Genomic DNA, 21,031 nt, shown 5'->3' on the forward strand with positions numbered 1-21,031 from the left:
ATGGAAGAATTAAATCACCTCGATCAACTCGAAGCTGAAGCAATATATATCATTAGAGAAGTAGCAGCTGAATGTGAGAATCCAGTCATGCTGTATTCAATCGGTAAAGATAGCTCTGTAATGCTACATCTCGCAATGAAAGCATTCTATCCGGAAAAGCCACCTTTTCCTTTCATGCATATCAACACAACATGGAAATTCAAAGAAATGATTGAGTTCCGTGACCGTAAAGCGAAGGAACTCGGTATTGAAATGATTGAACACATCAATCAGGAAGGTGTCGAACAAGGGATCAACCCGTTCGAGCATGGCTCAGCATATACAGACATCATGAAAACACAAGCTTTGAAGCAAGCGTTAGACAAATATGGGTTCACTGCAGCGTTCGGTGGTGGAAGACGTGACGAAGAAAAATCACGTGCCAAAGAGCGTGTCTTCTCTTTCCGTAATAAAAACCATGCCTGGGATCCGAAGAACCAGAAACCTGAAATGTGGAAATTGTATAATACAAGAATCAATAAAGGGGAAAGCATGCGTGTCTTCCCACTTTCCAACTGGACAGAAAAAGACATCTGGCAATACATTCGTAGAGAAAACATCGACATTGTGCCATTGTATTTTGCACAAGAAAGACCGGTTGTCTACCGCGATGGGAACATTGTCATGGTGGATGATGATCGTATGCAGCTGGAGCCGGGTGAGGAAATCGTCAATAGAAAGGTACGTTTCCGTACGCTAGGCTGTTACCCTCTTACTGGTGGTGTGGAGTCTGAAGCAGATACTTTAGACGAAATCATTGAAGAAACGCTTGGAGCGGTATCTTCAGAGCGGACAAGTCGTGTCATCGACCAGGAAGCTGCTGCCAGCATGGAACGACGTAAGCGAGAGGGGTATTTCTAAAATGAAGAGTCTATTGAAATTTATTATGTGCGGAAGTGTAGATGACGGAAAATCAACTTTGATTGGACACATGCTTTATGATGCAAAGCTATTGTTCGCCGATCAAGAGGAAGCGCTAGAACTGGATAGTAAAGTAGGGAGTCGTGGTGGAGAGATTGATTATTCTCTCCTTCTCGATGGTTTGATGGCAGAAAGAGAACAAGGCATCACTATCGATGTTGCGTATCGTTATTTCACGACCGATCACCGTTCGTTCATCGTGGCCGACACGCCTGGTCACGAAGAATATACACGTAACATGGCGGTCGGGGCATCCTTTGCCGACCTTGCTGTCATACTTGTTGATGCAACGAAAGGTGTTATCACACAAACGAAACGCCATGCGCGAATTTGTTCGTTGATGGGAATTAAACATCTCGTATTGGCTGTAAACAAAATGGATCTGATTGATTTTGACCAAAATCGTTTTGATGAGATCAAGAAGGACTTCATGCAGATGACGCATGGTTTCAATATTGACAGTGTAGAAGTGATTCCGGTTTCCGCTACAGAAGGGGACAACATCACGAAGAAATCCGAGAACACACTTTGGTATCAGGGACTTCCGTTACTACCTTATCTAGAAAATATCGATGTTCGTAAAGAAAATGAACAACACGGTTTTGTCATGCCTGTCCAGCGTGTGAGTCGTCCAAACCATACGTTCCGAGGCTTCCAAGGACAAATTGAAGCGGGAAGCATCAATGTCGGGGATGAAGTGATCACACTCCCGAGTAATGAAAGAGCAAAAGTCAAAACTCTTTTAGTCACCGATCAAGAATCTGATAAGGCTCTGAATGGACAGCCCGTAACCATCCAACTGGATCGTGAAGTGGACGTTTCCCGAGGTAATGTCCTCACATCATCAGAGAATGTTCAGGTTGCAGACATGTTTACGGCGACTATTCTCTGGATGGACGATACGAAACTTGTACCTGGTAGAAACTATCTGGTGAAAGTCGGAACGAAAACACTCCCTGGAACAGTCATGTCGATCAAGCATAAAATTGATATCAACACGGGGGACAAAGTTCCTGCAGAACACATTTACAAAAATGAACTGGTTGAATGTGACATCTCTTTATCGGAGAATATGGTTTTCGATACATTCGAAAATAATGAAGCACTCGGCGGTTTGATCTTAATCGATCGGGTATCCAATATGACTTCAGCTTGTGGTGTCATTGAGCATTCGCTCAGAAGATCAACGAATGTCAAATGGCAACAGACGGATATCACAAAGGATCTACGGGCTCAGCAAAAAGGGCAGAAGCCGTTGACGCTTTGGTTCACTGGTCTATCAGGGTCTGGAAAATCGACACTGGCCAATGAAGTGGAGAAACGGTTGGTTTCCATGGGGCACCATACGATGCTACTTGATGGGGATAATGTAAGACACGGCTTGAACAAGAACTTAGGCTTTAAAGAAAATGATCGTGTGGAGAACATCCGTCGCATTGCAGAAGTGTCCAAGCTGATGAACGATGCAGGATTGATTACGTTGGCATCCTTCATATCACCTTATGAAAGTGACCGTCAAAATGCACGAGAGATCATTGGTGAAGACTATATTGAAATCTATGTCAGCACACCACTTGAAGAATGTGAGAAGCGCGACGTAAAAGGCTTATATCAGAAGGCTCGTACAGGTGAAATACCGAACTTCACGGGCATTTCCAGTCCGTATGAAACACCAGCCAATCCAGAAGTTGAAATTGATACGAGCCAACATTCTCTTGAAGAAGCAACAGAGTACGTTATTAATCAAATCCTGAAATACTTGGATTAAACAATGGGAAGCTACTATCTTTATGGTAGTAGCTTTCATTTTTATAATGTGAAACAGGATTCGAAGGGAAGACGACCCCTATGACATTTGAAATGGTATTCGTCTTAGTCATGGTCATCGGTATGTTAGCAGCACTTCTATATGAATGGGCACGTCCAGATATGATCGTCTTTTCGGTTGTCGTTATTTTCTTAGTAACCGGTTTGTTAACTCCACAGGAAGCTTTGAGAGGCTTTTCTAATCAAGGGATGTTGACGGTTGCGTTACTGTTCATTGTAGCTGGTGCTGTTCAAAAGCATGGAATCATTGAACATTATATGCAGAACTGGTTGAACAAGAGTAGAACGATTAAAGGGTCGATGTTACGGTTCTTCATTCCGACTGCATCATTTTCGGCATTCCTGAATAACACACCAATTGTGGTTACCTTTACCCCGATCATCAAAAAATGGTGTGAAGAACGAGATATCGCTCCTTCTAAATTTCTGATTCCCTTATCATATGTCACGATTTTGGGTGGAACCATTACGCTGATGGGGACTTCTACCAACCTTGTCGTTCATGGGATGCTGATCAACTATGATTTGGAAGGCTTCACACTCTTTCAATTAGCCGTCGTGGGAATCCCTATTACAATCATCGGCTTGATCTATCTTTTTACAGTCGGATATCGTCTATTACCGAACTATGTAGGCTTTCGTAAACAGGTGATTGCCGATGCAAAAGAATATATTTCTGAGATGATTGTCGAGCGGGATTTTCCTTTCGTGAATCAATCTGTCCAAAAAGCAGGACTACGAGATTTGAAAGGTCTTTATCTGATTGAAATTATACGTGGGAAAGAGAGAATCTCACCGGTTCGTTCGACCACCATCATTCAACACGGAGATCGGTTGATTTTCACAGGATTGATTTCCACGATTGCTGATTTACAAAATACAAAAGGGTTAGCACTGGATACAGGATCAGACCTCAATCTAGACGATTTGAAGAATGGAGATGTGCATTTAGTAGAGGCTGTTGTTTCGCATCAATCTTCTTTATTATCGAAGTCTGTTAAACAATCTCAATTTCGTTCAAAGTTTGATGCAGGGGTACTCGCCGTACACCGAAATAATGAACGCATCAAAAGCAAAATCGGGGATATTGTACTCCGCCCAGGAGATACTTTGTTGTTGTTGACTGGATCCGATTTTGTCCGTAAGTATCAACAATCAAGCGATTTTTATGTTGTTTCATCAATGGATACTCCAACAAAATTCCATGAGGATAGTAAAAAAGGCTGGTTGGCCATCGGGTTGTTGATCACCATGATCCTAACGGTGACGTTTGGGTGGCTCAGTATGTTCAAAGCGATGGCATTAGCTGTATTAATCTTGATTGTAACCAAAATGATTACTCCAGAGGAAGCAAAGAAATATATCCAGTTTGATGTGCTCCTATTGATTGCGAGCGCTTTCGGGGTCGGTGCAGCAATGACGAAGAGCGGACTTGCCGCGTGGATGGCGAAAGGATTACTTTCACTGGGAGAATCATTGGGAGTATTTGTCATTCTGCTATTTATGTATATCCTAACGAACATTTTCACCGAATTGATTACAAATAGTGCAGCCGCGGTCTTAATGCTTCCGATTGGTCTCGAATTAGCAAATTCATTAGATGTTTCCTATATGGGGTTTGCAGTCATTATTTCTATTGCAGCGTCAGCTAGCTTTATTACGCCGATTGGTTATCAAACCAACCTGATTGTATATGGACCAGGGGGATATAAATTCAAGGATTATGTGAAAATCGGGGCGCCATTAAGTGCCTTAGTCATGATTGCTTCTGTAACGATTGTTCATTTTGTGTGGTTTTAGAATAGTTGTGGGAAAAGAAATTTAAACGATTTAATCTCAATAGAGTAAATTTGTTGAATTGAATAGGTGTTTTATAGTTGAACCGTTCGAATTAGCTTTGTACCAAGTTTCGACATGCTCCTCAATCAAACGTTTGATTGAGGGCATTTTTTGTATGATTAATAAGGAATTTTCAATTTAAACAAACGTTTGTTTAGTAGAAATACTTAAATTTACATTCCCTTTACATTTGTAATATAATAGATACTTGTATTGTAATAAAAGTAAAGGGTTGTTTTGTATGTTGTTTAAAAAGTCTTTTAGTAGATGGGCAGTGTTGGGTATTGTGAATTTTATATTCGCAATTGCTTTATATACGCTTGTACAGTTATTCGTATTCATGTTTGATGTCGATCAAATGATTGATTGGACTCAAATGAATACAAAAGCATCACTAATGTATCTTGGGACCTCTTTTGGGGTTCTCCTATGCACATATAAATTTCAGATTAAAATGATTGATCATATCAATCAGTCCGATTTCTTTAATCAATGGTATGGAAAACTATTAACGACATCCATCCTGTTAATAGGATCATCACTGCTAGTGAATCTATTCTTTCAATTATCACAAAAGCTGTTCAATTTAGATCGAACGATCGATTGGATCCAATTGAATTCCAAGTTGTTTTTGATGGGTTCCTTTTATGTATTCTTTTTTGCTTTACTAATCTATTTGGTTATCGGAAATCCATTCACTTCCACAATCATATTCCTGCTGATTGGTATCACATTAGGCTATACCCATTACAATAAGCTGAAGTTCCGGATCGAGCCTTTATTTCCATCCGATTTTTCACAAATAGGGCATATGAAAGAAGTCCTGCCAATGGTTATGAGTTATCTGTCCATCTGGACGATCATCATCTTAATCGGTTTGATTGCCCTATTCGTACTGGCACTTCGTTCATTCCCGAAAATGACAATAAAATGGTGGAAGCGTCTGATCGTAGTACCTGTAGTATTATTTATGATCTACTCCTTTACGTTTTACCCAAAGACCTTTATGAAAGACTTTGTGGAATCAACAAGTTTGGATCTGATTGGGTGGAATCAGCTTTCCAATTATCGTGACAATGGATTTGTGTTTGCATTTCTCTCTAATTTACAAGGGGATAATTTTGAAAAACCCGATGGATATAATAAAAAAAATGTTGTGAAGCTAGCGGAAGACTTAAAAGCTCGTTATGATAGCCGCAATGTCCCTGAAGAGGAAATAAATCCGAATATCATTTATATCATGAATGAAGCGTTTTGGGACCCGACTGAATTTGAAAATATCAATTTAAGTGAAGACCCATTACCGAATATAAGAAAAATTCAACAGCAATATCCTTCTGGAAAGATTCTCTCACCTATGTTTGGAGGAGGAACGGCTAACGTCGAATTTGAAGCCTTGACTGGATTTAGCATGTCCTTCGTTAGAGCCGGCGTTACGCCTTTTCAAAATATGGTTGACCATCAGAATCCATTTCCTACATTAGCGAGTGTATTAAAGGACAAAGGATATTCTACAGTCGCCATTCATCCGTACAATAAGGTTTTTTATAAGCGTAACAGAGTATATGATAAGTTTGGTTTTGACTCATTCCTTCATATGAATTCTATGGAATTCACAGAAAAAGACGGAAGTTATATCTCAGATGAATCCGTTACAAAAGAGATCATTAAAGAACTGGAAAAAAGTAAAGGTCCGGCCTTCATCCATGCTGTGACCATGCAAAATCATTTTCCTTATCTAGAAGGAAGGTTCGATGAAAATACGATAGAAGTAGAAGGGCTATCTCAGGCCTACAAAACTGAATTAGAAGTCTTCGTAGAAGGCATTAAGCGCAGTGATCAGGCAACTCAACAATTAGTAGATTATCTGAATACGTTGGAAGAACCGACTATGGTTGTTTTCTGGGGTGATCATTTGCCGATTTTAGGGACCGATAAGGCCATCTATAAAGCCGCGAATTATACAGAAGGTCTGCCGCCTGAGACTACAAATCGGAAGTATTCAGAGACGCCATTGTTCATATATGCGAATTATCCCATCAACAAAACGGAATTAGGTACGGTAAGTCCAGCTTTCCTTCCTCCTACCGTCATGCAGTATGCAGGAATGGATTTACCACCGTTCTACTCGTTCTTAGAGAAGATAAAGCAAGAAATTCCAGGGTTGAAAGCCTCACTTAAAATCGGTAAAGATGGGCAGCCAATTAAAAAGCTTAGCGAAGAACAAGCTCAGCTTCTAAAAGACTACAAACTTTTGGAATATGACCTGTTGGCAGGAGAACAATATAGCAAGGATATTTTATTTGAATAAACGTTTATGAGATCTTTTCAAGCTCACTTGAGAAGATCTTTTTTTGTGTCTTTAGACCCAATTAGGAAATATATTTCTATTTTAGTAAAAAAGTACCTCTTAATCGTCGACATAAGAGTTGTAACTTTAAGGGGGGAAACACATGAAAAGAACAATGTACTGGTTCATTGGAATAATGACCATCATGATGATGATTGGTGTACATCAAAGTCATGCTGCTACAGATTCCTATGAGCGGATTTCAGGAAAAGATCGTATCTTAACAGCGATCGAAATGTCCAAAATGGGTTGGCCATTAGGATTACACGGGGGTAATCAGGATGTCATTTTAGCACGTGCAGATAATCCAATCGATGCCCTTGCAGCGTCTAATTTAGCCGGCTATATTGATGGTCCGATCCTCTTGACTTCTCCAACGAAGCTTCGTCAAGAGGTATTAGATGAAATGGCTCGTCTCAATGCAAATGAGGTTTATCTTGTAGGGGGGACAAGTGCGATATCCCTTGGGATTGAAAACCAGTTGAAGGATCTTGGATACACTGTTCATCGTGCAGGTAAAAAAGATCGTTATTACACAGCGGCGATGATCAATGCGCATGCAGATGCTCACATCAGTACGAAAGCCTTGATCGTCAATGGAAGTCGTGTGGCTGATGCCGTATCGGCTGCTTCTGAAGCTGCATTGAACGGAGTTCCTGTTTATCTGGCAACACATGACACATTGCCAATTGAACTGCCAAAGTCTATTAAAGAGATTGCCTTATATGGCGGGACAGGGGTCTTGAGTGAAAAACTTGAAAACAAATTGAAGGCACAAGGTTATAAAGTAACGAGAAAGTCCGGGAAGAACCGTTATTTGACGAATGTGGCTGCACTTTCGACGCTCGACAAAACAGAGCGGGCTTTAATGGTAAGAGGAACATCGACCAGCAGTAAAAAGGAAGATTATCCAGATGCTGTTGCTTCTGCGGGATTAGCGGCGAGACTGGGCGCTCATATCATTATCAGTGATAATGATTCAGCTGTCACGGATGTCAAGAACTTCCTTCAATCCAACTACCAGAAAGTTTTTGTAATTGGTGGAAAGGAGGCGATTCAGTCAAATGTCATGGAAGGGCTCAACTTGACGAATGAAATGAAAGTTGAAGACCACACAGTTACAATGAATGCATTTGACCCATATATGACGCTTGACAGTAAAATTGCAAGCGACTCAACTTCACTTGAAACAATCAACAATGTTATGGAAGGGTTGTTCCGAATAGGACCGGATCACAAGCTGCTTCCAGGAGTGGCAAAGACCTATGAAGCAAATGAAGATTATACGGAATTCATTTTCCATTTACGTAAGGATGCAAAATGGTCTGATAATCGCCCAGTATTGGCAGAAGATTTTGTGAGGACGTGGGAGCATACACTTCATCCATTTACAAACAGTGTTTATTCTTACTTGATGCATGATATTAAGAATGCAAAAGCTATTCAAGATTGGCAGGATCCAATGTATGCAATGACTGAGAATTTGGGTGTTTCAGCGATTGATGATCATACATTGAAGGTAGAACTTGAACGAAGCGTTCCTTATTTTGCTTATAACACAGCAAACCCAGTCTATTTCCCACAACCACGGTGGACCTACTTGGGGAGGGAATTTGGAGGCGAACAAAACAATACCTACTATAATGGACCATTCATCATTTCTGAATGGAAAAAGGATGGTAAGTGGACATATAAAAAAAATGAGTTGTATTGGGACCATTTGAATGTCGATTTGAGCGAAATTCATGTACAAGTTACGAAGGATACCAATACAGCTGTAAATCTATTTAATATGGATCAATTAGATCTAGCAGTGTTGGATGAAATCAATCAGGAAATTCAATCGAAGCCAGAATATTTGGCAACACTTGAGCCAATCACATGGTTTATTGAACTCAACCATAACAGGGCAATCTTCCAGAATACAAAACTACGAAAAGCTCTTTCTGCATCGGTTGATCGAAAGAAATTGGTTGATCAAGGTTTTGGAGGATTACATCAACCAGCAACGTATTTGGTACCAAAAGAATTTAGTTATAATGGAACGACCGATTTTAGAAACTTGTATCCGTCTTTTGACCTAGGGACTAGTTCTGAAGCTCAACAATTATGGTCTGAAGCTAAAACGGAATTAGGTATGAGTACTGTGGAGCTTGATTTGCTCATTTCTGAAAAAGGTACAAATACAGGTCAAATTGTGAAAGCAGACTTGGAAAGCAAGTTGCCTGGTTTGACAGTGAACGTCGTGGCACCAAGTTTTTCGGAACTCTTGAATAAAGCGTCGAATGGTGACTTTGATTTGTATTTCACTGGATGGGGAGCGGATTTCAGAGATCCTTCTAACTTCCTTGAAGTATTCACTGCAACGAGTTCATACAATTATGGCAATTACCTTAACAGCCAATTTGATGGTTTAGTGGAAGACATGTTAGCGGCAAATCGTTGGAAGAATATGCAGAACGCAGAGAAGCTTCTCATCGTTGAGCAGGCAGGAGTCATACCAGTCTATCAACACAGAACACCGTATTTACAAAAAGAGAATCTTTCTGGAATCATCAGGGAAACGGCAGGTATAGAGAATCTACAATCGTTTAAATGGGCGTCAAAGAAATAATTCGAGAAAAGAGACAGAAAACGTTCTGTCTCTTTTTTATGTATAACATTTTAGCGTAATGAAAAAATGAATGTACTAATAAAAAAATATGTCGGTTATTTACTAAAAATATGGAAAATAGGTAAATTGTATGTCGAAATTCCTCTAATTAGGAGTTAGAATTAATATTATATTACTAGACTAAAAATTTTAAGGAGGAACAGAATGGGGAAGGCAAAACTTTATATCTCTTTCCTCATAGGATTTGCGGTATTTATGGCAATTCCTATGTTGACGCACGCCCAGAAGACGGTAATTATTGACGCGGGACACGGTGGTGACTATTCAGGCACAACTGGTTACTCAGGTTCACAAACCGGTTACCATGAGGAACATGCGAACTTGAGTATTGCTAAAGAATTACGTGCAGCACTCGAGAACGAAGGCTTCAAGGTTTACATGACACGAGATCGGGACATGCACTTCGGTAAACCTTTACATACTGATTTAGCGAATCGAATGAAGATTGCCAATGATTTTGCAAAAGCAAACCGAGATCAAACAATCTTGCTATCGATTCATCATAATGCCAATCCATATAACATATATACCCGCGGCCATGAAACTTATTATTACTCTAAGAGTAAAGCATATGATCCGGAATATCCTCCAGATCCTATTCAAGTAAGCTATGAGGCTGAAAGTCAAAGACTAGCACATACGGTTCATCCTACGGTTGTAAATAAAGTAGGAATGGTTGATAGAGGCATTCGAAACAACCAGGCATTCTATATGATTCGAAATGCACAAGTCCCTGCCTTGCTACTCGAGATGGGTTATATGTCCAATCCTCAAGAGGAAAGTTTAATTCGTTCATACTCCCATAGATTAAAAGGCGCATTAGCAATTAAAGATGCAGTGGTTGAGTACTATCATGTTTTTGAAGTATTCACGAAAGATGATCAAAGGCTAAAAGTTTACAAGTCTAAGAGTGATGCGATTAACTACGCAAAAGGTCAACAAAACGTATATGTGTATGACAAGTTTAATGAAACAAAAGTGTACTCGAATATAGAAAAAGCATTTGCAGTCGTTCATGAGACAAACGGAACCTTAAGTAAATTCGTTACAGAATCTGAAGCGATTGATTACGCAAAAGCAAGAAAGCAAGTGAATGTTGTCCATGTTAAAAATGAGGAAATTGTTTGGTCAAATTATATCGACAAGACATATCAAGTCGTAAATAGTAATGGAAGCTTAGTAAAAGATTTTTATGAGTATGAAACAGCCTTGAATTTTGCAAAATCATACTCTAAACAAGTAAGTATCCAGCGAAAAAACAGAGGAGATATCCTTTGGACGAATGTTTCTGGGAAGAAAACAACAAAAGAGTTGAACCAGGAAGTTCTGAAAGGTGCAGAACGATTCCACACCTCAGTTGAAATTTCGAAGAAGCTATATCCAAATGGTTTTGCAGCAAACAAATCCGAAAAGACAGTCATCCTAACGACAGCTTATGATTTCGCTGATGCACTGTCTGTAGGTCCTATGGCAGCTATGAAAGATAATGCGCCGATTTTATTGACCTATTCAGATCGATTGGTATCTGTTGTAGAAAGTGAAATTAAAAGACTCGGTGCAGAGAAAGTGATCATCGTGGGTGGATCGAATGCGATTGAACCATCTGTTGAAAACAAGCTTAAAGGTATGGTGAAAGAGGTTCAACGTATCAGGGGTAAAAACCGTTACGAAACCAACATAAAGATTAATCAAGAACTTAAGAATGTTGATAAAGTGTTTGTTGCTTCAGGTCAGAATTTCCCTGATGCATTAAGTGCAGCTCCAATTGCATCGGCAAATAACATGGCGATTGTATTGACGAAAGATAATGAAATTGAAAAGACCTCGTTACAGTATCTAAAGGGTAAGAAAGTTTACCTAGTAGGTGGATCCAGTGTTATTTCTTCTTCTGTTGAGAATGAAATCAAAAACAGTGTTGGTTCATCTAACGTAAAACGTCTATCTGGTACAGACCGTTATGAAACATTAGCAGCGGTATTGAATGAATTCCAATCGATGTTTAACTCAGATGACCTTATTGTTTCAACAGGTGATAAATTCCCGGATGCATTAGCGGCTTCTGCATTATCAGTTAAAACTGGCTCACCAATCGTTTTAGTCGGTAACAATTCAAATGTGCTTGTGAAAGCAGCTCTTCTAGAATACGGAATCTCTAATGATGTCCGAAACATCTATCAAATAGGTGGAGTTGTATCATCACAACAAATACAAATGATTGGGAACAAGGTCTATTAATATTAAAGAGGAGAAGATACACCTATGAAAAAGTTGATCACAATAATAGGGTTACTCATGATTTTGCTTGTTGGTTGTAGCCCTACTTCTTCTCAAGAAACAGAAGAAAAAAACGCAGAAGAGAAAAAAGAAGAAACAGAAACCACATCTGAAAATGAATCAGCTTCCGATGAAGAAACACAGACTTCCGATTCAGAGAATGGGGAGCAAGAGGATCAGGATTCTTCTGAGAAGGACAAAGAAGAAACGAAAGAGGAAAGTCGAGTCAAGAATCTTCGTCCTTCAACCGGAATGTTGAAAGTATTCCAACAGACGGGTGGATACACATTGAAAGAGAAAATCATTGCAACGAATGGTCAGTATGTCCAACGGCTTTTAATCCTTGGGGATATGAAAACCATGCAAGTTTTGAAGTGGGATTCTTCGGAAATTAAAAGAATCTATGAACAGAGTAATCCTTCTAATGAAGATGAAAATATTTTAGACACGTTCAAGCCAATTGATAATACCGAGATATTATTATCAGAAAGTAAGACCGGAAAAGGTGATCAATCAGATTGGCAGATCATTGAAGAAAATGTAGAAACAAAGACACCATTTCAAACATTTAAAGACACAATCGTCGTCCAAAGGACATTTATGGAAGGCGAAAATGAAACCATTCACACCATGTATTACGCTCCAGAATTTGGCATGGTGAAGGAGATTTATAATGTAACGGGTGATAATGGCTACAAGGTTGAAACGCAATTAGAATCTGTTGAAACAAATTAAATAGTTCACTGAACTAAAGCTATCGAGAACGACTCTCGATAGCTTTTTTGTTACAAAATTATTGTAGAATGCTGTAGATTTGTAATGTTATTGTAAAGTAAGTTTTGTTTCATTTCATTTATAATGAGAACTAGGTTGTTTTTAATACTTAACAAATTCTTCTATGACGACATTAATTATCCATTGATACATAATCTATACATTTTTCTTTAGAGATCAAGTTACATGACATCCATACATTACTTCAGTAAGTCATAAGGGGAAAAGAAGAACAGGGGGAGAAAGGTTGATAAAGTTTACTTCTTTAGTACGGTTTTTTGTCGTGTCATTTTTGGTAGTGACTGCATTAATCGTTCATCAGAATGAGGCTTCTGCAGCTCCAAACAGTGTCGATCGAATTCACGGTTCTGATCGTTTTTCAACAGCTGTTCAAATTTCCAAAACAGGTTGGCCAAAAGGAGCGAACACTGTTTTAATCGCTGAAGGGTACGGGTTCGCAGATGCACTTGCAGGAGCACCGTTAGCTTATCGAATGAATGCACCGATCCTTTTGACGGGGAAAGATCAACTAAGTGGAACAACTGCGAAGGAAATTGCTCGGTTGAATCCATCTAAAATCATCATTCTAGGCGGAAACAGTGCAGTATCAGGTAACGTTGAGAAAGCACTGAAAACAGTAGGTGGAAAATCACGTACGGTAGAACGTATCGGTGGAACCAGTCGATATGACACAGCAGCTAAAATAGCATCTAAAATGGGGAATCCATCTAAAGCTGTAATTGTTTACGGTTGGAACTTTCCAGATAGCTTATCCATATCATCTTATGCTGCACGAAACGGTTACCCAATCTTGTTAACCAACACAAATGGTTTACCTGGTGAAACGAAATCAGCGTTAAAAGGTATCAATGACACAATTGTTGTTGGCGGTCCAAGTGTCATTAGTAATAACGTCATTTCACAACTAAATGGTAAGAGCCCAGAACGAATTTCAGGTAGCAGCCGGTACCATACTGGTTCGAAAGTTTTCGATAAGTTCTATGGGTCTTCTACCAAAGCATTCGTTACAACTGGTAAAAACTTTGCTGATGCTTTAACGGGTTCAGTATTAGCAGCGAAACAAAATGCACCGATTTTATTAGTCGAACAAAATGAAATTCCTTATGAAATTCGTAAAGATGTTCGGACAAGCCGTTTAAGTAAGTTCTCAGTCCTAGGTGGTACAAGCGCTGTATCACATCATGTCATCAATGAACTAAAGATCGATGTCGACGATATCATTTCTACCGCAAAAGCTCAAAAAGGGGTCCCATATAAATGGGGAGGGACAAGCCCGTCGGGATTTGATTGCAGTGGATTTTTGAACTATGTGTACGATAACAACGGTGTGAACATTCCTAGAACAGTTAGTGATATTTGGAATGCAGGAAAGAAAGTTAAAGAGCCAGTAATCGGCGATGTCGTATTCTTTGAAACCTACAAGTCAGGTCCATCACACGCAGGCATTTATTTAGGGGATGGGAAATTCATACACTCCAGCTCGTCTAATGGAGTAACAGTAAGTGAAGTGAACAGCCCATACTATTGGGGACCACGTTACTTAGGATCAAAACAAATTTTCTAATACATAAAAAGAGGATGAACTCTAAAGACGAGTTCATCCCTTTTTTATATCCTTTTGGCGAGGATCCTTTTTGCTTTTGATATGGCAATCATGACTTCATCAATTTTCAGAAGATACGTTGAGATCAGGAAAACAATGATCCCGATGGCACTCTTAACAATTAATGTTACAATCGAATTCTCAAATTCAAGAAAGAGTAATATGGCGCTCATGGCAGAGACGGCTATGAAAATCTTTAATACGTTCAGCCAAGGGAATACCAAAGGAAAGATTTTCTTTCCTATTAAAGCGCTTAAGATAAGTGATACAAGGTAAGCACTAATGGTCGAATAGGCAGCACCATATATTTGGTATTTAGGAATCAAGAATAGATTTAATACAACATTTAATATACTAGCCACTAGAACTGGCCATATTTGAAGTTTCGTATTTTTCCCTAATTGGAAGGCTAAATCGAAATAGAACATCTTAATTCCCTGTATAAAGATACCAATAGAGATTAAGGAGAAGATCACTTGCCCTTTTTCACGATAAGCCTCTCCTAGGAATACTTCTACGATAGGTTGACTTAGAATAATCAAACCAGCGACTGCCGGTAAAGATATCATAAATAGTAACGTCGTGTTTTGTCTTAGTTGATTTTGACATGCTTCTAATCCTTCCTTTTCCAAAGCCCGAACAACTAAAGGATATGCCGCCAGGTTGACGATAATCATGATCAACATAAGGATCTGTTTAGACAGATCATAGGAAACAGCATAGATTCCTGTCGCATTCGTACCTACAAACTGATTGAGAAGGAAACGGTCTGAAGTAAGTATGATATATTCCATACTTAAAGTTGCTATGAATGGCAGTCCATACATCACGACTTCCTTAATTAATGAACGATCGATCGTATTCAATTTCAATCGGTGGATATATCTTGGTAGAATGAAGATTGCAGCCAATGATGTTCCTGTAATCAGACCGAGAATGATTGCATCCCCACCAAGCCCTAATTTGATGTATAGATACGAAAAGGCTAGTGAGCTAATTACCTTAATCAGAGTAAGTACACCATACAGTTTAGATCGTAATTCAGCTCTCACGAATTCCGTTAATAATTCGAATGCGCTTAATGTACATAAAAGTGCTAGTCCTAATAACCAAAGATATCTTAAATGAGGCTCTTGTATAAATAGAAAACCACCGGTTGTACCTAGTAATACAGAAAGCAAGATCATAGATAAAAACGTTGCGATAATAGAACTGAAAAAGGTGATTTGTTCTTTCTCCGTATCATTGTGTCTCGCACTAAAGCGTAACATGCCGAGCTTCAACCAATGAAAGAGAGATGCATTGACGAACGTAACAGCCGCAAGAACAAGCGCGTACTCACCATATTCTTTTGGTTCCAGCATACGGGTGTAAACGGCAATGGCAACAAAATTGATGATGCCTGGCAACCCTTTCGCTAGAAAGTAATTCAATGTATGTTTAAGCATTCTAATTCCTCATTTGTCTATAAATGTCATACTGATTAATTTTACTTTAATCCAATATTATTTACAATATCATATTTGATTTCAATCAAGAGCTTAAATAGTGGCTAAGTTGTGATAAAATAGAGAAAGATTGATGAAGGCATTGAGAGAGTGGTAGCATGAAAATCATTATTCTGGCACCTGCCAATAACGTACATACAATAAAATGGTTGGACTATTATGAAGAATTAGGAATAGAGACGATTAATGTCAGCCTGGAAAATCATAAAGATTATACATCTCACAACTGGAAAAATGTTCGTAGAGAGTATTTGGAATTGAAGTTCAACGGGAAGCTTTCTTACCTATTCACCGCACGGCAGCTGCAGTCGATTATTAATAAGGAACAGCCCGACTTACTCCATGCCCATTATGTATCAAGTTATGGGCTTATTGGTTCCCGAGTAAATTTCAAACCATTCGTCGTTTCAGTATGGGGTTCGGATATTTATGATTTCCCCCGACGTAATCTGATTAACCGGAACGTTATTCGATATGTATTAAAGCAGGCAGATGTAATATGTGCAACAAGTAATGCTTTAATGAATGAAACGTTGAATTACGTTCAAGATAAACCTTTGGTTATCACTCCTTTTGGTGTGGATACTACAAGGTTTTCGCCAAAAGATCATCACAATGAAAATAGAAAAACAGTTACGGTTGGCATTGTTAAAGGGATGGAAGAAAAATATGGGATTGAGTACTTGATTAAAGCCTTCAGGTATCTTAAAAACCAATTGACTGTTGAAGAATTTTCAAACCTTCATTTGAAAATTGTAGGAGACGGTCCATCCTTGGAGTATTATAAACGGCTCGCAAAAAAGTATAGGTTAGAGAATACGATTACCTTTACTGGTAAAGTTCCGCACGATCAAGTGCCTCAAGTCATCTCGGATATGGATATTTTTGTTGTACCATCGCTTATTGAAAGTTTTGGTGTAGCCGCCGTCGAAGCTCAGGCTTGTGGGGTTCCTGTAATCGCTTCTGATGTTGGGGGATTGCCAGAGGTTGTATTGGATGGGAAGACAGGTTATATTGTTCCTCCAAAAGACCCAAAGGCAATAGCGAAAAAGATTACACAATTGATGATCGATCCTGCTTTAAGGAAGAAAATGGGAGAACAAGGTGTGCAACACATCAAGCAACAATATAGTTGGAATCAAAATGCAGAGTTGATGAGAACGTTGTACGAAGATATTACTTCAAGTAAAAGGAGTGAAACCAGCTAAGGTTCACTCCTATTTTTTATATTTGAATGTTTCTTTTATGGAATGAAGATACGTGTAAATCGGTTTATCCAAGTGGTTCGCTTTCTTGAAGAAGAAAAGAGTCAGTACGCCTAAAGCGACAGGCGTATTAAAAAGTTCTTTGAACATAGGCCCTTTTCCGATAAACGTTTTGTGATTAATTCGCGACTCCATCGTCGGTTTCTTATGAAAGATGATTTTTTTGGGAATGTAGGAAATCTTTTTATACCCTTTATTATAGAGGCTGAAAAGGAAGATGTTCTCTTCACCTGATGGATATTTTGCTCCTAATCCAAATTGTTCATCAAAAGCGATATCCTCAATTTTTACTTTCTCTAAAGACAAAAAAATCTCAATCGATGATTTTCGGAATAACCCCTTCAACGGTACTGTTTGTTGGCTGTCTGAAGGGTATTCTTTATAGTAGACATTTTGAATCGGGTCATAAATCTGAAAGCATAGGATATCTGAATTAGTATTGTTAAAGGAGGTTTGTACTTCTTCGAAACAACTGTTTTCATACCAGCAATCATCATCTGAGAATGTTAGTATTGAACCTTCGACATGCTTCAAACCTGCGTTTCTTGCTTTAGATAAACCTTTTTCCTGCATCTTCACATGTTTGGAAGAAAAAGAAAACTGGTTTAAAATCGCTTCAACAATGTCATGGTTGTCTTGTGAGACAACAATTACCTCATATTCTTGTGAGGTTTGGTTAGTTAGGCTCTCAAATAATCTTTTCAATTCTTCTTCTCTTGTTCCTAGTGTAGGTACTATTAGACTAATCATGACGTTCATCCTCACGAATAAAGGCTTTATCACCTGTATTATAGCATAAAATTGATGATGCAAACTTTCCGCAAATGAAAGCTTTTAAAAGAATACTTTCCATACATATTTTATTGATGGAAAGAAGATTTGTACATAGGTATCAAATTATTCTTTTGAACCATCCTAAGGTTAAATAAATTGTTAGATTTCTCATTTGTTCCTTATAGAGAAATACATGAAAATCTGGTATTCTTTCTGTATTGAACTTATAGGAGATAAGTTCGACATAAAATTCATGTTTATACGAAGGTTAATATATCTACATATTATTTCGTACGAGGAGTTTATTATGCGGTCATTCATTTTACTATCTTTGATTTTTTGTATAGCATTACTTTCTGGATGTGGGCAAGAACCTTTGAAATCCAGAAATCTAGTTGAAGCGGATTTATATATGAGAAACAACATAACGCAAATGAACTGGAATGAATTTCAGCACCTTCTAAGTGACGATCATAAGGTGACAAAAGAAGAGTTTACACATTTGAAAGATCTCAATTCAAAGAAGTTCAAATCTCAACGGACAGAAGTGGAGAATAAGATCTACCGTTTCAACCCAGACGAAGAATTGATTTACATGACAGAATGGAAAGATCAAGAAGACATACTTTATTTAGAAGATATTTATTACATTTCGAAATAGAATTATAAAGCTGAGAATCAACTAAAGGAGTACTACTGCTGATGAACTTTCGTTCTAAATTCGATCATTTACGCAATCCCTTTCTAACAACTATTATTGTTACGTTTTGTATCTACCTAGGATTGGTTCAATTTACAACTTCCTACCCATATATTCATATGCTGCCAATTCCAACACCTGCTGTATTGACATTAGGAATGGCAGGTTTATTTATCGTATATCACGTCTTATATGGATTGAAGGAGCAAGGTTTATATATATCTATAGCTGACCGATATATGAAATACTTCATTTATGCATTTGTCTTATCCATCATACTTTCTATTTTTTCAGCTCTGTTCACTGCGAGCGTGGTAAATAGTGTGGAGTTTGTCTCTTATTTGAAAAAATCCTTGATCACCAGGATGTTATATTACATCGCTTTTATCGGGATGACCTACTTTGGTTATAAAACCCTTTCTAAACTTGATTTGAGTAAAATCAAAAAGATCGTCAACGTATATCCTATCTCCATTTTGTTAATTACGGCGATTGGGATTTGGCAGCTCTTGTATTTTTTATTCAACGTTCCATTTTTGAACATTGAGACTCGATCCTTTGTTCATAGTGTCGGTGGACTAACTTTATTCGATTTCCGACTTACCTCTTTTGCGGATGAGCCAAGTTATTTAGGTCCGATTATCATTGATATGGTGATTGTTGGATACTTATTATTCAAAAGAAAGTGGATTTATGTAATCGCTATATTGATACCGGCATTGATTGTACTCATCTTTTCTTTCTCGGTTGCAGTTTATTTCAATTTGCTTATTATGTTCGGGATATTATTTTTGTTTATTCTTTTCCACCCAAAAGTACCGAAGAAATACATATGGATGTTCTTAGGGTTATCAGTAGCTGCAGTCGCTGTTGCAATTCTTGTGAAACCCGAACTATTCGCCAAGTTTTTCAGTCCGATCCTTAATCGGGAAAATCTGTTTGACCCTGAACATTCCAGTAGGATTTACATGTATTTGATGCCGTTATTTTGGTTATTTGATCACTCTGTCATCTCTGCATTATTTGGATATGGTCCAGGTGCTTTCGAGTTCATATCAGAGACGAAAATATTACCGAAAGATGGATCCAGATTAAATGTCTCTTCGAACAATATGTATATTGACCTGCTTTTTGAACATGGAATCATCGGGTTTACGTTGATCATGGCTGCTGCAGGTTATCTCTTTTTCAACCTGTTGAAAAGAGTGAGAAGAAACATCTATTTCTTAATTGCATTCTTAGAATTGATGCACTTATTGGTCACATCTTTATATCGAAGTGATTTTGTCACCCCTAGGTTTTGGGGCGTTCTATTAATTGTATTCTTGCTGACGAAAATAGGCGAGGTTACTGACAAGGAAAAGGAAATGTAATGGAGTGAACAATTTGAAGCGCAAATTTCTACTCACAGTCATATTGGTAACAAGTTTAACCTTATCAGGTTGTATCTTGCCCTTGAAAACGAAAGAAATTGATACAAAAGAATATCATTCAATCGGAAATGAGTTGAAGTTATTCGGCTTTGGCATAGGGGAAGACATTCATAATATTAATAAAGCTGTTGAAGGAACCGTTGAAGAGGAAGAACTTTATTATGAATTCCCTAAACATGAACTAAGGGTTTATTTAAATCCATATAAAAAGTCTCATTTCATATCCACAACCAATCCAGAATTTGAGATTCTTGATGAAACTGCACTGAATATGACAAAAGAAGATGTTATGGCTGAATTCTCGGAATATGATTTACATGAATTTGTTTTTGGCTTTGGTGAAGACAACCCTGAGGATACTTCATATATCTACTTTAGCGTAGAGAAAGAAGAAGACGATGATAAACAGAAAGTCGTATTGAAGTTTAATCAGGATAGAGTGGAAAGTGTTTTCCTTGGAACAGAAGACGTACCATTTCATCAAATTATTGAACCAGGTGTTGAAGAAGACGATTTATTTACGGATGATGAGTTGATGGTCTTATCGAAGTACTTGACCCTTGATGTGGATCTAGGTTTAAACAATAAGAAGGTTTTATCAAAAGAATTCATGCAGTATGCACAAGTCGGGCTTCTAGAAGGAATGCCGTTCCCTCTCGGATTTAGTAAAGATGACTTGATTAACAGGTTTGAGTTACCAAATACAGTTACAGCAGGTAGTGGCATGGTCAAACAGTATTATTATTATACAGCCTATAATGCTTATCTTGGTTTTACGCAAGAAGATGAAGAAAGCAAAGAGTTATTAACAGAGATTGTGATCCCTGTCGATCTCCCTATAGAGGAAATGGAAGAACGATATGATTTTAAAGATAAAAAGATGGGGGAATACTCTATTTCAATTGTTACTGAGGAAGAACGAGTGGTTGAAGTGATTTTGACTTTAGCTGACCCTTTTGATAAATCTTGATTGAGAACCCCGCTTTAGAGTGGGGTTTACGTATTTCTAAAATCGTTATGATTATCTAA

General features: G+C 38.2%; 14 protein-coding genes. 12 read left to right on the forward strand and 2 right to left on the reverse strand.

Annotated features, from left to right (window positions below; genetic code table 11):
• The 8 genes from cysD (at position 1) to ACXQIQ_RS14875 (ending at position 14,283) form a co-directional block, all read left to right on the forward strand.
• A complete protein-coding gene (cysD, locus tag ACXQIQ_RS14840; protein ID WP_439301588.1) occupies positions 1-900 on the forward strand; it encodes a sulfate adenylyltransferase subunit CysD in 900 nt (299 codons plus the stop codon).
• Between the two features lies 1 nt (position 901).
• Entirely contained in the window at positions 902-2,728 is a 1,827-nt protein-coding gene (gene cysC, locus ACXQIQ_RS14845; protein WP_439301587.1) for an adenylyl-sulfate kinase, read from the forward strand.
• An 80-nt stretch (positions 2,729-2,808) separates the two neighbouring features.
• Positions 2,809-4,587, forward strand: coding sequence for an SLC13 family permease (locus ACXQIQ_RS14850; RefSeq protein WP_439301586.1), 1,779 nt, complete (start codon positions 2,809-2,811; stop codon positions 4,585-4,587).
• 325 nt (positions 4,588-4,912) lie between these two features.
• On the forward strand, positions 4,913-6,937 hold the full coding sequence (locus tag ACXQIQ_RS14855) for a sulfatase-like hydrolase/transferase (protein WP_439302015.1): 2,025 nt from the start codon (positions 4,913-4,915) through the stop codon (positions 6,935-6,937).
• Between the two features lie 142 nt (positions 6,938-7,079).
• Positions 7,080-9,590 (forward strand): ABC transporter substrate-binding protein, encoded by a 2,511-nt coding sequence (locus ACXQIQ_RS14860; protein WP_439301585.1) that lies wholly within the window; start codon positions 7,080-7,082, stop codon positions 9,588-9,590.
• A gap of 204 nt (positions 9,591-9,794) precedes the next feature.
• Positions 9,795-11,885, forward strand: coding sequence for a cell wall-binding repeat-containing protein (locus ACXQIQ_RS14865; protein WP_439301584.1), 2,091 nt, complete (start codon positions 9,795-9,797; stop codon positions 11,883-11,885).
• A gap of 24 nt (positions 11,886-11,909) precedes the next feature.
• The gene (locus tag ACXQIQ_RS14870; protein ID WP_439301583.1) at positions 11,910-12,659 is read left to right on the forward strand and encodes a hypothetical protein; all 750 of its coding nucleotides are present in this window, start codon (positions 11,910-11,912) and stop codon (positions 12,657-12,659) included.
• Between the two features lie 286 nt (positions 12,660-12,945).
• Positions 12,946-14,283 carry a cell wall-binding repeat-containing protein gene (locus tag ACXQIQ_RS14875; RefSeq protein WP_439301582.1) on the forward strand — a complete coding sequence of 446 codons (1,338 nt, stop codon included), beginning with the start codon at positions 12,946-12,948 and terminating at the stop codon, positions 14,281-14,283.
• Between the two features lie 44 nt (positions 14,284-14,327).
• Here the strand turns inward: ACXQIQ_RS14875 and ACXQIQ_RS14880 are convergent, their stop codons facing one another.
• Positions 14,328-15,770 carry a lipopolysaccharide biosynthesis protein gene (locus ACXQIQ_RS14880; protein WP_439301581.1) on the reverse strand — a complete coding sequence of 481 codons (1,443 nt, stop codon included), beginning with the start codon at positions 15,768-15,770 and terminating at the stop codon, positions 14,328-14,330.
• Between the two features lie 158 nt (positions 15,771-15,928).
• Between ACXQIQ_RS14880 and ACXQIQ_RS14885 the strand changes: the two genes are divergently transcribed.
• Positions 15,929-17,038 carry a glycosyltransferase gene (locus ACXQIQ_RS14885; RefSeq protein ID WP_439301580.1) on the forward strand — a complete coding sequence of 370 codons (1,110 nt, stop codon included), beginning with the start codon at positions 15,929-15,931 and terminating at the stop codon, positions 17,036-17,038.
• A gap of 9 nt (positions 17,039-17,047) precedes the next feature.
• On the opposite strand, the gene ACXQIQ_RS14890 is transcribed toward ACXQIQ_RS14885, so the two are convergent.
• The gene (locus tag ACXQIQ_RS14890; protein WP_439301579.1) at positions 17,048-17,854 is read right to left on the reverse strand and encodes a glycosyltransferase family 2 protein; all 807 of its coding nucleotides are present in this window, start codon (positions 17,852-17,854) and stop codon (positions 17,048-17,050) included.
• 322 nt (positions 17,855-18,176) lie between these two features.
• Between ACXQIQ_RS14890 and ACXQIQ_RS14895 the strand changes: the two genes are divergently transcribed.
• The 3 genes from ACXQIQ_RS14895 (at position 18,177) to ACXQIQ_RS14905 (ending at position 20,972) form a co-directional block, all read left to right on the forward strand.
• Complete coding sequence (locus tag ACXQIQ_RS14895; RefSeq protein ID WP_439301578.1) at positions 18,177-18,530, forward strand: hypothetical protein; 354 nt, start codon at positions 18,177-18,179, stop codon at positions 18,528-18,530.
• A gap of 41 nt (positions 18,531-18,571) precedes the next feature.
• The gene (locus ACXQIQ_RS14900) at positions 18,572-19,942 is read left to right on the forward strand and encodes an O-antigen ligase family protein (RefSeq protein ID WP_439301577.1); all 1,371 of its coding nucleotides are present in this window, start codon (positions 18,572-18,574) and stop codon (positions 19,940-19,942) included.
• Positions 19,943-20,024: 82 nt separating this feature from the next.
• The gene (locus tag ACXQIQ_RS14905; protein WP_439301576.1) at positions 20,025-20,972 is read left to right on the forward strand and encodes a hypothetical protein; all 948 of its coding nucleotides are present in this window, start codon (positions 20,025-20,027) and stop codon (positions 20,970-20,972) included.
• The last annotated feature ends 59 nt before the right edge of the window (positions 20,973-21,031 follow it).

It is taken from the genome of Pseudalkalibacillus sp. Hm43 (assembly GCF_054170705.1).

Coding starts and splice junctions, on each gene's coding strand:
- cysD (WP_439301588.1), top strand. CDS start 1: ATGGAAGAATTAAATCACCTCGATCAACTCGAAGCTGAAGCAATATAT.
- cysC (WP_439301587.1), top strand. CDS start 902: ATGAAGAGTCTATTGAAATTTATTATGTGCGGAAGTGTAGATGACGGA.
- ACXQIQ_RS14850 (WP_439301586.1), top strand. CDS start 2,809: ATGACATTTGAAATGGTATTCGTCTTAGTCATGGTCATCGGTATGTTA.
- ACXQIQ_RS14860 (WP_439301585.1), top strand. CDS start 7,080: ATGAAAAGAACAATGTACTGGTTCATTGGAATAATGACCATCATGATG.
- ACXQIQ_RS14865 (WP_439301584.1), top strand. CDS start 9,795: ATGGGGAAGGCAAAACTTTATATCTCTTTCCTCATAGGATTTGCGGTA.
- ACXQIQ_RS14870 (WP_439301583.1), top strand. CDS start 11,910: ATGAAAAAGTTGATCACAATAATAGGGTTACTCATGATTTTGCTTGTT.
- ACXQIQ_RS14880 (WP_439301581.1), bottom strand. CDS start 15,770: ATGCTTAAACATACATTGAATTACTTTCTAGCGAAAGGGTTGCCAGGC.
- ACXQIQ_RS14885 (WP_439301580.1), top strand. CDS start 15,929: ATGAAAATCATTATTCTGGCACCTGCCAATAACGTACATACAATAAAA.
- ACXQIQ_RS14890 (WP_439301579.1), bottom strand. CDS start 17,854: ATGAACGTCATGATTAGTCTAATAGTACCTACACTAGGAACAAGAGAA.
- ACXQIQ_RS14895 (WP_439301578.1), top strand. CDS start 18,177: ATGCGGTCATTCATTTTACTATCTTTGATTTTTTGTATAGCATTACTT.
- ACXQIQ_RS14900 (WP_439301577.1), top strand. CDS start 18,572: ATGAACTTTCGTTCTAAATTCGATCATTTACGCAATCCCTTTCTAACA.